Origin of the sequence: Mycolicibacterium chitae (genome assembly GCF_900637205.1) — a bacterium.
Taxonomy (GTDB): Bacteria; Actinomycetota; Actinomycetes; order Mycobacteriales; family Mycobacteriaceae; genus Mycobacterium; species Mycobacterium chitae.
Genome location: NZ_LR134355.1, coordinates 625,926 through 640,163 on the forward strand (window position 1 = coordinate 625,926; position 14,238 = coordinate 640,163).

The 14,238-nt window shown below is 67.2% G+C and carries 12 protein-coding genes; 9 read left to right on the forward strand and 3 right to left on the reverse strand.

The annotated features are described in order from the left end of the window. Positions 1-74 precede the first annotated feature (74 nt). Positions 75-956, forward strand: a complete 882-nt coding sequence (locus tag EL338_RS02920) for an enoyl-CoA hydratase/isomerase family protein (protein ID WP_163791991.1) — start codon at positions 75-77, stop codon at positions 954-956. A gap of 6 nt (positions 957-962) precedes the next feature. Here the strand turns inward: EL338_RS02920 and EL338_RS02925 are convergent, their stop codons facing one another. Beyond that, on the reverse strand, positions 963-1,703 hold the full coding sequence (locus tag EL338_RS02925; protein WP_170217419.1) for a TetR/AcrR family transcriptional regulator: 741 nt from the start codon (positions 1,701-1,703) through the stop codon (positions 963-965). 249 nt (positions 1,704-1,952) lie between these two features. Between EL338_RS02925 and EL338_RS02930 the strand changes: the two genes are divergently transcribed. Next, the gene (locus EL338_RS02930; protein WP_126332366.1) at positions 1,953-2,750 is read left to right on the forward strand and encodes an SDR family NAD(P)-dependent oxidoreductase; all 798 of its coding nucleotides are present in this window, start codon (positions 1,953-1,955) and stop codon (positions 2,748-2,750) included. Between the two features lie 31 nt (positions 2,751-2,781). Next, complete coding sequence (locus tag EL338_RS02935; protein ID WP_126332367.1) at positions 2,782-3,783, forward strand: dihydrodipicolinate synthase family protein; 1,002 nt, start codon at positions 2,782-2,784, stop codon at positions 3,781-3,783. A gap of 139 nt (positions 3,784-3,922) precedes the next feature. On the opposite strand, the gene EL338_RS26095 is transcribed toward EL338_RS02935, so the two are convergent. Further along, a complete protein-coding gene (locus EL338_RS26095) occupies positions 3,923-5,650 on the reverse strand; it encodes a hypothetical protein (RefSeq protein WP_163791993.1) in 1,728 nt (575 codons plus the stop codon). 407 nt (positions 5,651-6,057) lie between these two features. On the opposite strand from EL338_RS26095, the gene EL338_RS02945 reads away from it, so the two are divergent. The 6 genes from EL338_RS02945 to EL338_RS02970 are packed head-to-tail and all read left to right on the forward strand — an operon-like array spanning position 6,058 to position 12,931. Further along, complete coding sequence (locus EL338_RS02945) at positions 6,058-6,915, forward strand: enoyl-CoA hydratase (protein WP_126332368.1); 858 nt, start codon at positions 6,058-6,060, stop codon at positions 6,913-6,915. 14 nt (positions 6,916-6,929) lie between these two features. Continuing rightward, entirely contained in the window at positions 6,930-8,165 is a 1,236-nt protein-coding gene (locus tag EL338_RS02950) for an amidohydrolase family protein (RefSeq protein ID WP_126332369.1), read from the forward strand. A 22-nt stretch (positions 8,166-8,187) separates the two neighbouring features. Continuing rightward, a complete protein-coding gene (locus tag EL338_RS02955; RefSeq protein ID WP_126332370.1) occupies positions 8,188-9,816 on the forward strand; it encodes an acyl-CoA synthetase in 1,629 nt (542 codons plus the stop codon). Between the two features lies 1 nt (position 9,817). Further along, a complete protein-coding gene (locus EL338_RS02960; protein WP_126332371.1) occupies positions 9,818-10,666 on the forward strand; it encodes an amidohydrolase family protein in 849 nt (282 codons plus the stop codon). Positions 10,667-10,670: 4 nt separating this feature from the next. Further along, positions 10,671-11,723, forward strand: coding sequence for an acyl-CoA dehydrogenase family protein (locus tag EL338_RS02965; protein WP_126332372.1), 1,053 nt, complete (start codon positions 10,671-10,673; stop codon positions 11,721-11,723). Between the two features lie 14 nt (positions 11,724-11,737). Further along, positions 11,738-12,931, forward strand: coding sequence for an acyl-CoA dehydrogenase family protein (locus tag EL338_RS02970; RefSeq protein WP_126332373.1), 1,194 nt, complete (start codon positions 11,738-11,740; stop codon positions 12,929-12,931). A gap of 87 nt (positions 12,932-13,018) precedes the next feature. Here the strand turns inward: EL338_RS02970 and EL338_RS02975 are convergent, their stop codons facing one another. After that, positions 13,019-14,230, reverse strand: coding sequence for a CaiB/BaiF CoA transferase family protein (locus EL338_RS02975; protein ID WP_126336645.1), 1,212 nt, complete (start codon positions 14,228-14,230; stop codon positions 13,019-13,021). Positions 14,231-14,238: the final 8 nt, after the last annotated feature.

Sequence of the window (14,238 nt, forward strand, 5' to 3'; positions counted from 1 at the left end):
TCTTCGTACAAGCTAGCAAGGATGCGTCGCCGACGGAACATGCGGGTGGCGACGGCGCGAAAGGACGCTCCGACATGACGACCGCAGATGACCGCGTGCTCTTCGAGGTTGATCGCGACCAGCGCATTGCCACCATCACGCTGAACAATCCGGCGCAGCGCAACTCGTATGACGCCGGCATGCGGGACGCCCTGGCGCGCCACCTCGACGTGGTCGCCGAGGACGACGACCTGACCGTGGTGCTGCTGCGCGGCGCCGAGAACGTCTTCAGCACCGGCGCCGACATGAACAACGCGTACGGCTGGTACGGGGAGAAAGGCAAGAACGACGCCCCGCCGGCCAAGTCACGGCCCAGCCAGCGTCGTCGACTCACCGTGGACCGCAAGTCTTTTGGCTTCTACCACAATCTGATGGGCTTCCCGAAGGTGACGGTCGGGGAGATCAACGGCTTCGCCCTGGGCGGCGGCTTCGAGATGGCCCTGATGATGGACATCTCGGTGATCGGGCGCGACACCCGAATCGGTATGCCCGCCACCCGGTTCCTGGGCCCGGCGCTGGGCAGCCTGCACATGTTCTTCCACCGGTTGGGGCCGGTGCTGGCCCGGCGCCTGTTGTTGACCGGCGACATCATCGAGGCCGGCGAGATCGAACAGCTGGGCATCTTCACCGAGACCTGCGCGCCGGAGAAGGTGGCGGCGCGCGCGCGCTACTGGGCGCAGAAGACCGCCAAGATGCCGGCCGACGGCGTGGTGATCGCCAAGGAGGCCTTCCGGCTCGTCGAGCAGAGCCAGGCCTACCAGGGCGAGGAAGTCGCCAGCTACATCTTCCACGCCTACGGCACGAACCTGCAGTTCGCGCCGGGGGAGTTCAACTTCGTCAAGACCCGCGCGCAGCACGGGACGAAGGAAGCATTCCGGTTGCGGGACGAGCACTTTCACGTCCCCGAACCGGAGTGAGCCCGATCAGTCGCGGGCGCGCCCTTTGCCCTTCTTGCCGGCCTCGATCTTTCGGGCCGCGTGATCGAGGATGCAGTTCAGGCTGTATTCGAAGTTGGTGTCGTCGGCGGCGATGATGTGGTGGCCCGTCGCGCTCACCTGGGCCAGCAGCGGCGCGCTCTCCGGGTCGATGACCATGCTGTCCTCGAGCGATGGGCTGCCCTCGGCGGCGAGGTTCTTCTCGTAGAGCCGCTGCAGCACCACCGACCCGCGCACATGCACCGACATCGCCGAGTAGGTATCGAAGGCGTCCTCGGGGGACAGCCCAGCCTCGACCAGGCCGGCGATCGCCTTCTCCACCTCGAGCACGCCGAGCTGGGCGGCGCGCGGGCTCAGCGCCGAGCGGATCAGGATCAGGTCGCACAGGATCGGATTGCCCAGGAACGTCTTACGCATGGTCCAGGCGTGATTGCGCAGCGTCTCGCGCCAGTCCTTGGCCTCGACGTACGGGGTGGCGAAGACGTACTGCTTCAACGCGCGGTCGGTCATCGCGTTGAGCAGATCGTCCTTCTTGCGGAAGTACCAGTAGATGCTGGTGACGCCCACCCCAAGGTGCTTGCCCAGCAGCGGCATGCTCAGGTTGTCGATCCCCACCTGTTCGGCGAGTTCGAACGCACCCTTGATGATGTCGTCAGGGTTGATGGAGCCGCGTTCGCGCCGGGGGCGTTTCTCCGCGGTTGCTTGCTTTGCCACGACGGGCACCTCCATCGAGATCGTTTCCGCTGTGCGCGGATCCCCGGCCCGGGGTTGGTCTATTCGGATTTGGTGGCCGCCGTGGCCCCGTCGTGCGACGTCGTTCGCGTGTCCGGTGGGGCGGCCGTCCCGTCGATGCTACCGGTCGGGCTTCGGTAGCAGCCCCGCACGGCCCCATGGTGAGACGCCCGCCACAGAGTTTGCGGATGCGCGGTCCACATCTCTGGACCTGCCTACGGTAACAAATATAGTAACGTTTTCCAGATGGATCTGGGTCTCCGAGATGCCAAGGCTGTGGTGGTCGGCGGCAGCCGCGGCATGGGGCGCGCGTCGGCGCAATGCCTGGCCGACGACGGCGCCCGGGTGGCGGTGATCGCCCGGTCGCAGGCCCAGCTCGACGACGTGATCGCCGATCTCGCGCGGCGCGGCAGCCCGGACGCGGTGGGGCTGGTTGCCGACGTCACCGACGCCGCACAGGTGGAGGCGGCCTTCGCCGAACTGGCGCGGCGCTGGGGCGGTGAACTCAACATCTTGGTCAACGCCGTCGGCCCGAACGTGCGGGGTGGTTTCGAGGACCTGAACGACGACCAGTGGCAGCAGGCCATCGGGGTCGGGGCCATGGCGATGGTGCGCTGTGTGCGGGCAGCGTTGCCGCTGCTGCGCCAGGCGCAGTGGGCCCGGATCGTGAATTTCTCGGCCAGCTCCACCAAGCGTCAGGGCGCGTCGCTGGTGGCCTACACCGCTGCGAAGTCGATGGTGACCAGCGTCTCGAAGAACCTGTCGCTGTCGTTGGCGCCCGACGAGATCCTGGTCAACGTCGTCTCCCCGGGCAGTGTGGCCTCCGAGGGACTGGTCAGCTGGGCCAAGTCCGTCGGCGTCGACGGCGACGACCCGTATCGGCTGATGGAGGCCATCACCGAGCATTTCGGCCATCCCGCACACCTGCCGCGCGCGGGCCTGCCCGAGGAAGTAGGTCCGGTGGTGGCGTTTCTGGCCTCGCGCCGCAATTCCTATATGACCGGCGCCAACGTCAACGTTGACGGTGGTACCGACTTCAGCTGAGCGGCAACGTGTTTGGTAGAAGGGAGCCGCGGTGGCAACGGCACGCGAAGCGCGCGACTGGGCCCGACACGCGCTGCGCGGGATCGGCGATTCGCTCTACACGCCGTTTGCGGGCGCCGACGGCGACGAGATCGACTGGGAGGCCTATCGGGCGCTGGTGCGCTATTGCGTCAAGGACCTCGGGCATTCGATGCTGTGGTGCACCAGCGGCGTCGGTGAGTTCTGGGCGCTGACCCTCCAGGAGCGAAAGCGCCTGTTGGAGATCGCGATCGAGGAGGGCCGCGCGCACAATCCGGAGCTCGTGGTGCAGGCGTGCACGGCCGCCACCGGGGCCAAGGACTGCGTGGAACTCACCGCGCACGCGCAGCAGGTGGGCGCCGACATCGCCTACATCCAGACGCCGATGATGGAAACCCATGGCGGCGAGGGCGTTCTGCGGTTCTTCCGGTACGTCGCCGAGCGCACCGACATTGCCCTGGGCATGTTCAACTCGCCGTCGTCGGGCTACGTGCTGACCGCCGCCGAAAGTGCCCGCATCTACGAGGAGATCCCGGCGGTCTGCGCCACCAAGGAGGGCGCCTTCCGGCCGCGTAACAGCCGGATGCTGCACGACCTGGTGCCGGAACTCGTTATTTGGGAATGCGACCTCATGGTGTACCGCGCCGGTTGGCTGCGCGAGGGCGTCGTGTGTCCCGCGCAGCTGGGCACCGTGGGTTACCTGAACGAGACCCCGCAGCGCAAGATCCTGACCCAGTACTGGGATCTGGTGTATGCCGACCAGATCGAGGACGCCATCGCCCACGCCCAGGCGTCGGGGATGGATCAGTTCGAGCGGGACATGGGCAGCTGGTACACCTGCTATCCGGGGCGGCCGGACTACTTCACACACTGGGGCGCGGCGTTCAAGCACGCCGCCGCGGTGCTCGGGCTGCCGATCGGCAGCTATCCGCACTCCCGGCCGCCGCAGGCGCTGCTGCCCGAGGCCGCCAAGACCCAGATCGAGGCCGCCTACCGCCGGCTCGGCCTGGTCTGACTTCTTGCGCCTCCGCCGAGCGTGCATCCGGTGTACGCCGCCACGGCGTGTCGCGTGCACTCGATGCACGCTCGGCGCAAAAGGCACCGGCGCCGCGCCACCGAAGGGTGACGCGACGCCGGCGTGGAACAGTTAGTGCTTAGTCGTCAGAGCTGTCCGACTTGCTGTCGGACTTACTCTCGGACTTCGACTTGGAGCTGGAATCGGACTTGCTCGAGTCGTCGTTGCCTGCCTTCGAGGTGCCGGGCTTCTGCGCACGGTCCGGCAGCCCGAGGCCCTTGCGGATGTTGGAGCCCACCCGCTGGACGGCGTCGCGGGCATTCGAGATGCGCTCCTTTCGCTGCTCGACGCGCTCGGCACGCTTCTCGGCGGCCTGCTCGCGCAGCAGCGAGATGCGGTCCTTGCTGGTCAGCTCCTTGGCGTCGCTGGCCTCGTCCGCGGTGCCCTCTTCGGTCACCACGCCGGTCTCGTCCTCGGTGACCGTCTCGGCCTCGCCCTCGGCGACCGTGCCGGTCTCGTCCTCGGTGACCGGCGCGTCCTTGGCAGGCGCCTCGGTAACGGGCGTTTCGGGAGCCGAGCCGTCGACATTGATCGCGACGGTCTTCCGGTCGACCTTCGTATCCGTCGCCGACACCAGCGCGGCGGGCGATTCGGACGCGCCGTCGACGCCTTCGTCATCGTCCTCGTCCGCCGGCGGCAGCTTCTGCGCCGAGAGGCCCTTGACGATCTCGTCGGGGATCTGCTTGAAGACGAAATCAAGCGGGCCGGTCGGGGAGAAGATGCCAGGGAAGGCCTGACCACGGCCGGCTTCTGCCTCAAAGTCCATCAGCGGGCCCGGCACGTATCCGGTGAGGAAGGCGCTGGTGATCTTCGCCGGTGCGGCAATCAGTTCGGCGATGGCGAGGTCGAACTGGTCGTTCTTGGCGAACTCCTGCACATCGTCCAGAATTTCCATGGTCTGGAAGATCGCGGTGATCGGCGGGGCCATCAGCGCGCGGCCGAGGTTACCGATCATGCTCCGCCCCAGCAGCCCGTCGTTGGCGCTGAGAGGCTTCCCGTCGATCCCGTACTCCGTCATCGAGGAATGCCCGATGACGTTGGCCAGCGGTTCGAGCCCGAGGTCGAGCAGGATGTCACCAGGAAGACTGAGCAGGCCGCCGTCGATCTGCGACTGTCGGCCGGCGGATAGCCCATCCACCAGGAACCAGTAGTTGATCTCGCTGAATGCCGCGAAGAACTTGCCTTCCGACAGCAGTGCGAGGGTTCTCGGCAGCGCACCTTCTTGCTCGTCGGTGCCGATCAGCAGCGTGGTGAGGGCGTTTTGCAGGAAGTCGCCGCCGAGATCGCCGGAGGCCGTGAGGCGCTCGGCGTACTCAGGCAGGTTGCCCAGCACGCCGAGGAGGCGTTCCGGGTCGGCAAGGTTCTGAATGGCATTGGCGAACCCGGCGTGGACCGTGGGATTGGTCAGCGTCTGCACCAGATTGTTCGAGGCGTTCGAGACATTGCTGATCAGAGAAGGCTGGTCCTTGAGTTGCCACCGGTAGCCGGACTCAGTAGTCGGGTCGGTCACCCGCTCGTACACCTCGCGCCCCGCCACGATCTCGCCGTAGAGGTTCTTGACGAGCGCGGCGTAGGGCCCGAATGCGCTGTCGAGGGCCGTCATCGCGTAGGCGTCGGTGCGCGCCAGTTCGATTCGGTCGACCTGGACGTCCGGCAACGTCGGCGTGGCAATAACAGGGGTCAGCGCCAGGGCGCCCGCGCTCGCCATCGCGACGCCGGCCATCGCCAGCTTGGTGCGGCGGGACGACGACGGTGGAAGCGGCTCACGCTCGCCCCCTGAGGGCTCGGCGTTGAGGTGTGTTTGCACGAATTCTCCTGAGTGAGTGCAGAGGGACACATTGGATGTCTCTGTGAGACACATGAACGCTAGCTGTGTAGAACCTATGAGACAAGAGGGTTGGCTAACCTAATAAATTCATCTGAGGTAGCCACCCATTTGCGGCTCGTCTGCCCTAAAGTGTTCTGCCCACCGCGGCCCTGTGTGGCCCGCAGCGCCCGGTCTCGGTCGCTGCGCCGACGGGCGGGGGAAAGTCAACGTTTCGTACCGGCGGGTGAGGGCTGCCCTGGACGCGAAAAGCATTGCCTGAACTGCACGTTCATCCGCCGTCACCGTATGCGCGGCCGTAGTTGCAGAACCCAGTACCGATAGGTATACAGTAAGAGCTACACAACGACCGGTTCCCCGCCCCGAACGATTCGAGGAGGCTGCTCTCGATGAGCGTTGCCGATGGCGTCACCGCGAGCGAAGCGGCGACCGAACCGCCACCCGCGGTGCTCTACGAGGTCCGGGACTCCGGCGTTGCTGTGCTGACCTTCAACCGCCCGGAGCGCATGAACGCCTGGGGTGGGGCCCTGGCGTCGGGCTTCTACTCCTACATCGAGCAGGCCGAGGCCGACCCGCGGGTGCGGGTCATCGTCATGACTGGCCGCGGCCGGGCGTTCTGCGCCGGCGCGGACATGGGCGGGCTCGACACCATCTCGGCGACCACCGTCGATTCGGCCAGCAAAACCGACGTCAGCGCGCTGGTCGCCGGCAAACATCCGTACTTCCTTACCCAGGTCTCCAAACCCGTCATCGCCGCGATCAACGGCGCGGTCGCCGGGATGGGACTGTCGCAGGCACTGATGGCCGACGTCCGCTTCGCCGCCGCCGGCGCGAAGTTCACCACCTCCTTCGCGCGGCGCGGCCTGATCGCCGAATACGGCATCTCCTGGATCCTGCCCCGGCTGGTCGGCTGGGGCATCGCCGTCGACCTGCTGCTCAGCGGGCGCACCTTCCTCGCCGAGGAGGCCGCCGAACTCGGACTGGTCAAAGAGGTCGTCGCCCCCGAGCAGCTGATGGAACGCACACTAGCCTACGCCGAGGACATCGCCGCCAACTGCGCGCCCAGCTCCATGGCCATCATGAAGCAACAGCTCTACGCCGACGCCGGCCTGCCGATGATCGAGACCAGCAACAAGGCCGAGAAGCTCATGCACGAGTCGATGACGCGCACCGACTTCCTCGAGGGCATCACGGCCTTCTTCGAAAAGCGTCCCCCCAACTTTCCGCCTCTGGCAGCCCAGGACTGATAGGAGATCCCGAGATGACCACACTGGAGCGGCCCCAGCCCGCCAAGCTCGATTACGCGGCGATCGACGTCGACAACCACTACTACGAACCCATCGACTCCTTCACCCGCCACCTGCCCAAGGAATTTCGCAGCCGCGGCGTGCAAATGGTGCAGGACGGCAAGCGCACCCTGGCGGTCTTCGGCGGCGTGGTCAACCACTTCATCCCGAATCCCACCTTCGACCCGATCATCGAACCGGGCTGCCTGGATCTGCTGTTCCGCGGCGAGATCCCCGAGGGCGTGGACCCCGCGTCGCTGATGAAGGTCGACCCCCTCTCCGATCACCCCGAGTACCAGAACCGGGACGCCCGGGTGGCGATCCTCGACAAGCAGAACCTCGAAACCGTGTTCATGCTGCCGACTTTCGCCTGCGGCGTGGAGGAGGGCCTCAAGCACGACATCCCGGCCACCATGGCCTCGGTGCACGCCTTCAACCTGTGGCTCGACGAGGACTGGGGCTTCGACCGTCCCGACCATCGCATCCTGTCAGCGCCGATCATCTCGCTGGCCGACCCCGAAAAGGCCGTCGAGGAAGTCGATTTCGTCCTGAGTCGGGGAGCCAAGCTGGTGTGCGTGCGGCCCGCGCCGGTACCCGGGGTGGCCAAGCCCCGCTCACTCGGCGACCCGATCCACGACCCGGTGTGGGCGCGGCTGGCCGAGGCCGGCGTCCCAGTGGTGTTCCACCTTTCCGACTCCGGCTACATGGCCATCCCGGCATTGTGGGGTGGCAGTGGGGTGTTCAAGGGATTCGGCAAGCGCGACCCGCTCGACATGGTGATCATGGACGACCGCGCCATCCACGACACCATCGCCGCGATGATCGTGCACCAGGTGTTCACCCGCCATCCCAAGCTCAAGGTCGTGAGCATCGAGAACGGCTCGTATTTCGTCTACCGCCTGATCAAGCGACTCAAGAAGTCCGCCAACAACGCGCCGTACCACTACAAGGAAGATCCGGTGGAGCAGCTGCGCAACAACGTCTGGATCGCCCCGTACTACGAGGACGACGTGAAGCTGCTGGCCGAGACCATCGGCGTCGACAAGATCCTGTTCGGCTCGGACTGGCCGCACGGTGAAGGGTTGGCGGATCCGACGTCATTCACCGCGGACATCCCGCAGTTCCCGGAGTTCAGCTACGAGGACACCCGAATGGTGATGCGCGACAACGCTCTTACCTTGCTGAGCGCTCACCGGCCCAACCCCGCCTGACGGCCGGATCCTGACCACCGATATGACGCAATGGACGCTCGGCGCCGTACTCGATGCCATCGCCGAGGTGGTGCCCGAGCGCACCATGACGGTGTGCGGGCAGCGCCGCAGTACGTTCGCCGAGACCGCGGAGCGCACCCGTAGACTGGCCAACTTCCTGGCCGCCCGGGGCTTCGGGGCGCACCGCGAGCGCGCCGGGCTGTCCAACTGGGAGTGCGGGCAGGACCGGGTGGCCCTGCTCATGCACAACGACCTGTACCCGGACATGGTGCTCGCCTGCCTCAAGGCGCGCGTCGTCCCGGTCAACGTCAACTACCACTACACCCCGCGTGAGGTCGCCGAACTCTTCGAGTACCTCACTCCGCGCGGCGTCATCTACCACCGGTCCCTGGGCGCGCAGTTCGCCGAGATCCTGCCCGGCGCAGCCGAGTTGATGATCTCGATCGACGACGGCAGCGCCGCCCCGGAACTGCCGGGTGCGGTCCGACTCGACGACGCCTTGGTCGCCGGTGCCACCGACGCGACACCCACCGGGTCACCGGACGACCTGATCATGGTGTGCACCGGTGGCACCACCGGCCGCCCCAAGGGCGTGTTGTGGCGGCAGGCCGACATGTACGTCGCCTCGATGAACGGCGCCGATCACCAGGCGGTCAGCGAGATCCACGACAAGGTCCAGCATCTGGGCGCCCCGTGGTTCGCGGTCTCGCCGCTGATGCACGCGGCCGGGTTGTGGACAGCCTTCTCGGCGGTGCTCAGCGGACAGACGGTGGTGCTGCACGACACCTCGAAGCGGTTCGACCCGCGCGCGGTGTTGCAGACGGCCGAGCGGGAGAAGGTCGGGCTGATGACGATGGTCGGCGACGCCTACGCCGGTCCCATCGTGGCCGAACTCGACAGCAACAGCTACGACCTGGGATCGCTGTTCGCGATCGGCACCGGCGGCGCCGGCACCAATCTCAAGAATCAGCAGGCCCTGCTCGAACATCTGCCCAACGTCACCCTGATCAACGGCTACGGTTCCTCGGAGACCGGCAACATGGGTTTCGGGCACAACCAGCGCGGCAACCACACCGAGACGTTCACCTTCCGCGACGGCGGCCTGGTGCTCGCCGAGGACTACAGCCGCTTCCTGGAACCGGGGGAGGACCAGATCGGCTGGGTCGCGCGCAGGGGCCGAATCCCGTTGGGGTACTACGGTGACGCCGACGCGACCGCCAAGACCTTCCCGGAGGTCGACGGCCTGCGGGTGGTGATCTCCGGGGATCGGGCCGCCATCGAAGCCGACGGCACCCTGCGGCTTTACGGACGCGACTCGCTGGTGGTGAACACCGGCGGCGAGAAGGTGTTCGTCGAGGAGGTCGAGGAGGTGCTGCGCGCGCACGCCGAGGTCGCCGACGCGGTGGTGATCGGCCGCCCCAGCGAACGGTGGGGGCAGGAGGTCGTCGCCCTGGTGCACCTGCGCGGCGACGCGAGCGCCGGGGCCGACGAGTTGCACGATCAGTGCGCTGCCGCGCTGGCGCGGTTCAAGGTGCCCAAGGAGTTCCTGTTCGTCGAGCAGGTCCGCAGACTGGGCAACGGCAAGGCCGACTACCGCTGGGCCAAAGAGGCGGCGCTGCAATCGGTATCGGCTCTACAAGGCGAGGGATGAGATGACACAGAGCGAACCCGGCTCCCGGGCCATCGACTGTCTGGTCAACGTGCACTTCGGTGAGACCGAGGTGCAACCGAAGTTCATGACCAAGGTCCGGGACGACTACTTCAAGGGCCCCAAGTCCATGTTCGACCCCGTGGATCTCTCCGAGTTGATCGACGAGATGGATGAGCACGGTGTGGTCAAGGCCATCCTGATGGACAACCTGGCCAAACCGTCGGTGACGGCCCGGAAGTTCGTCGAGGCCAAGCCCGAGCGGTTCGCCCTGGCGATGGGCGGGGTGAACCTGCTCCGTCCGGTGGCCTCTCTGCGCGAGCTCACCGCGGTGGCCGCCGACCTCCCGGTGGCGTACTCCATTGTGGGACCCAGCTTCTGGGGCGACGGTCAGTATCCGCCGAGCGACGCCGTGTACTACCCGCTGTACGCGAAGTGCGCGGAGATGGGCCTGCCGCTGTGCGTCAACACCGGCATCCCCGGCCCGCCGATCCCCGGCGAGGTGCAGAACCCGATCCACCTGGACCGGGTGTGCGTGCGGTTCCCCGAACTGAAGCTGTGCATGGTGCACGGCGCGGATCCGTGGTGGGACATCGCGATTCGGATGCTCATCAAGTACGAGAACCTGCGGCTGATGACCTCGGCGTGGTCGCCCAAGCGACTGCCCGATTCGCTGCTGCATTACATGCGGACTCGCGGCAGCGGCAAGGTGATCTTCGCCTCGGACTGGCCGGTGCTGCGCCAACACCGCGTGGTGCCCGAGGCCAAGGCCCTCGACCTTCCGGCCGAGGCGCTGGACAACTACCTGTACAACAACGCCGAGCAGTTCTTCTTCGAGACCCAGGAGCAGTAAACGCATGGACCGTTACGAGTTGCGGAGGCTGGACTACAGCCTCAGCGAGGACCACCAGGATCTGCAGACGGCGTACCGGCAGTTCTTCGAGACCCACAGCACCATCGAGGTGGTCTGGGCCGCCGAGGAAACCGGGTTCGACAAGAGCCTGTGGGAACGCCTGTGCGCGACCGGTGCGACCTCCATGGCACTCGGCGAGGACGTCGGCGGCGACGGCGCCACGATGGTGGACCTGGCCCTGGTGGCCGAGGAGTTGGGCCGCGCGGTGGCGCCGGTGCCCTGGATCGACCACGTGTGTGCCGCCCGACTGTGGGCGCGCCTCGGCGGCAGCAAGGACGACCTGGCCGACGCCGTCGCGGGCACCCAACTGCTGGCCTTCGACGCGCAGGGCACCGGTGCCCCGGGACCCCGGCTGATCGCCGCCGCGGCGGTGGCCGATCGGATCGTCGCCCGCGACGGCGACGACGTGGTGCTGCTGAGCTACGACGCCCGGCCGGACCGGGTGGACAACCTCGGACGGCTGCCCATGGCCTGGGTGGACCCCGCGGCCGCCGACCGGCGCACGGTCCTGGGCTCGGGTCCGGCCGCAATCGCCGAATATCAACGCGCGCTGGATGAATGGCAGGTGCTGACCGCCGCGGCGCTGGCCGGTCTGGTGGAGCAGACGATGAACATCGCGGCCGAGTTCGCCAAGAACCGTTACACCCTGGGCGTGCCGATCTCCACGCTGCAGGCCATCTCGCATCCGTTGGCCAACATGGCGATCACCGTGCAGGGCGGGCGCAACCTCGCCCGGCGCGCGGCCTGGTTCCTGGACAACGAGCCCGACGAGCGGCCCGAGTTGCCCGGCTGCGCCTTCGTGTTCATGGCCGAGGAATCCCCCAAGGCCGCCACCATGGCCGTTCACATCCAGGGCGGGCTCGGCGTCTCGGTCGAGGCCGCGGCCACGGCCTACCTCGTTCGTGCGCGCGGCTGGGCACTGGCCGGCGGCGACCCCGGCGACACCGCCAAACACGTCGCCCAGATCGTGGCCGACCGCGAAGCCGCCCCCGCGTAAAGGAAGACAACGCAATGGATTTCAGCACTGTTGAGCTCAGCGACGAGGACCGGGCGTTTCGCACCGAGGTGCGCGAGTTCCTGAACACCCACGTCACCGACGAGGTCCGTCGCCGCGACCGGGAGACCGGCGACAACTTTGACGAGGGTGTGCATCTGGCCCTCGGGGCCGCGGGCTACCTGGAGAAGGAGTGGAAGACCGAGGAGGACGGCGGTTTCACTCGGGTCCGCCGTCGCATCTGGCAGTTGGAGAAGCGACGCGCACACGTCCCGTGGGTGACCTGGGGGACGACGCAGCTGGTGGCCCGCTCGGTGCAGGCCTCGGGCAAGCCGGAACTGGTCGACGAGGTGCTGCCGAAGGTGTTCAGCGGCCACGTCCGGATGTGCCTGGGCTACACCGAACCCGAGGGCGGCTCCGACATCGCCACCTGCAAGACCCGCGCGGTCCGCGACGGCGACCAGTGGGTCATTAACGGCGCCAAGATGTTCACCACCGGCGCCCACAACTGCCAATACGTCTTCCTGATCACCAACACCGATCCCGAGGCCCCGAAGCACAAGAGCCTGAGCATGTTCCTCGTGCCGTTGGACCTGCCGGGCATCGAGATCCAGGGCATCCGCACCGTCGACGGCGACCGGACCAACATCGTCTACTACAGCGACGTCCGCGTCGACGACAAGTATCTGCTGGGCGAGGCCAACGGCGGCTGGGCCGTGCTGCGCGGACCGCTGGACGCCGAGCACGGCGCGGTGCCGTCCACCCCGGATGGCCTCGATGACGTCGCGATCATGGCGCATCAGGCCGGTTTCATGTCCGCGGCGCTGGACGCGGTCGCGGCGTCGACCACGCAACCGGACGCCCGCGGCCGCCGCCGCATCGACGACGGCGCCGTGGCCTATCGGCTCGGCCGCAGCGCCGCCCGGCTGGAGGCCGCGCTGTCCACGCCCAGCATCTTCGGGCGGGTGGCCCAGGCGCAGACCATGCGTGACATCGGCCCGGACCTGATGGATCTCGCGGGGCCGGCGTCGGTGCTGCCGATCGAGACCGACGGCACCCTCGACGACGGGAAGTCGGAGTACCTGTACCGCTTCGCGCCGCTGGCCGGGATCTACGGCGGGACGTTGGAGGTGTTCCGCAACATGATCGCCCAGCATGTGTTGGGGCTGGGTAAGCCGAACTACTCCCCGCCGAAGAAGAAGGCGTCCTAGCGGCCTAGGCCAAAACGCAGTCAGGGTCGTGGTTCTTCGTGAACCACGACCCTGACTGCATTTTCGCCGCGACGTGTCAGGCGCCTGTCAGGCGATGGCCCCGGCGTCCTTGAGCTCGGCGATCCGGTCCCAGTCCACGCCCAGTTCCATCAGCACCAGTTCGGTGTGCTCGGAGGCCTGCGGCGCGCGGGTGGTCTCCAGCGCCTCGTGGTTGAACTGCACCGGCCCGCGCACCACCTTGAACGGCTCGCCGCCGTCGCCGGCCTCGACCTCGACCACCATGTCGTTGGCCAGCGCCTGCTCGTCGGTGCCCAGGTCCACCAGGCTCTGGAACGGCGCCCACTGGCCCTTCATGGTCTTGAGGTGCTGACGCCAGTACTCGAAGGGCTTGCTCGCGATGGCCTCGGTGATCAGCTTGGCGGCCGCCGCGGCGTTCTCGATCAGCGGCATGACATCGCTGAATCGCGGATCGTCGGCCAGTTCGGGCAGCCCGAGATGCTCGAAGGTGTCCCGGATATATCCCGTGGGGCTGACGATGCACAAATTGATGGTGCCGCCGTCGGAGGTCTGGTAGTTCGCCATCAGCGGGTTGACCGAGCCGACGTCGCCGGGCATCAGCGAGCGCATGGTCTCGCCGGTCTCCAAGCCCTGGGTGACGCTGGCGCCCGCGGCCCACCACGCGGTGCTCAGCAGCGACACGTCGATCTCGGCGGTCTCGCCGGTGCGTTCCCGGTGGAACAGCGCCGCCGAGATGCCGCCCGCGATGTTCATCCCGCCGATCGAGTCGCCGAACGCCGGGATCCCCTGCGAGAGTGCGCCGTTGATCGCCTCGGGTGTCAATGCGTGCCCCACCCCGCTGCGGGTCCAGAACGCGGTGCCGTCGAAGCCGCCGGTGTCGCGCTCGGGGCCTTTGTCGCCGTAGGCGCTGCCGCGGGCATAGATGATGTTGGGGTTGACCGCGCGGATGTGCTCAACATCGAACTTGTTCTTCTGGCGCTGCGCGGGCATGTAATTGGTGAGGAACACATCGGCGGTCTTGGCGATCTCGTAGAGGATCTCCTGACCGCCCGGGGTCGAGACGTCGATGCCGACGCTGCGCTTACCCCGGTTGGGGTGTTCGATCAGCGGATGCCGGTTCGGGTCGAGTTGGAACCCGCCCATGTTGATGAAGCCACGCTGGGTGTCCCCGCGGACCGGGTGTTCCACCTTGATGACGTCCGCGCCCCAGTCGGCGAGGATGGCCCCGGCCGCCGGGACGAACGTGAACTGTGCGACCTCGAGGACCCGAACGCCCTCCATCGGCTTGA

What these genes read in the sequence shown, in the direction of transcription:
- EL338_RS02920 (WP_163791991.1), top strand. Translation starts at nt 75, where the DNA reads ATGACGACCGCAGATGACCGCGTGCTCTTCGAGGTTGATCGCGACCAG.
- EL338_RS02925 (WP_170217419.1), bottom strand. Translation starts at nt 1,703, where the DNA reads ATGGAGGTGCCCGTCGTGGCAAAGCAAGCAACCGCGGAGAAACGCCCC.
- EL338_RS02930 (WP_126332366.1), top strand. Translation starts at nt 1,953, where the DNA reads ATGGATCTGGGTCTCCGAGATGCCAAGGCTGTGGTGGTCGGCGGCAGC.
- EL338_RS02945 (WP_126332368.1), top strand. Translation starts at nt 6,058, where the DNA reads ATGAGCGTTGCCGATGGCGTCACCGCGAGCGAAGCGGCGACCGAACCG.
- EL338_RS02950 (WP_126332369.1), top strand. Translation starts at nt 6,930, where the DNA reads ATGACCACACTGGAGCGGCCCCAGCCCGCCAAGCTCGATTACGCGGCG.
- EL338_RS02955 (WP_126332370.1), top strand. Translation starts at nt 8,188, where the DNA reads ATGACGCAATGGACGCTCGGCGCCGTACTCGATGCCATCGCCGAGGTG.
- EL338_RS02960 (WP_126332371.1), top strand. Translation starts at nt 9,818, where the DNA reads ATGACACAGAGCGAACCCGGCTCCCGGGCCATCGACTGTCTGGTCAAC.
- EL338_RS02965 (WP_126332372.1), top strand. Translation starts at nt 10,671, where the DNA reads ATGGACCGTTACGAGTTGCGGAGGCTGGACTACAGCCTCAGCGAGGAC.
- EL338_RS02970 (WP_126332373.1), top strand. Translation starts at nt 11,738, where the DNA reads ATGGATTTCAGCACTGTTGAGCTCAGCGACGAGGACCGGGCGTTTCGC.
- EL338_RS02975 (WP_126336645.1), bottom strand. Translation starts at nt 14,230, where the DNA reads ATGGAGGGCGTTCGGGTCCTCGAGGTCGCACAGTTCACGTTCGTCCCG.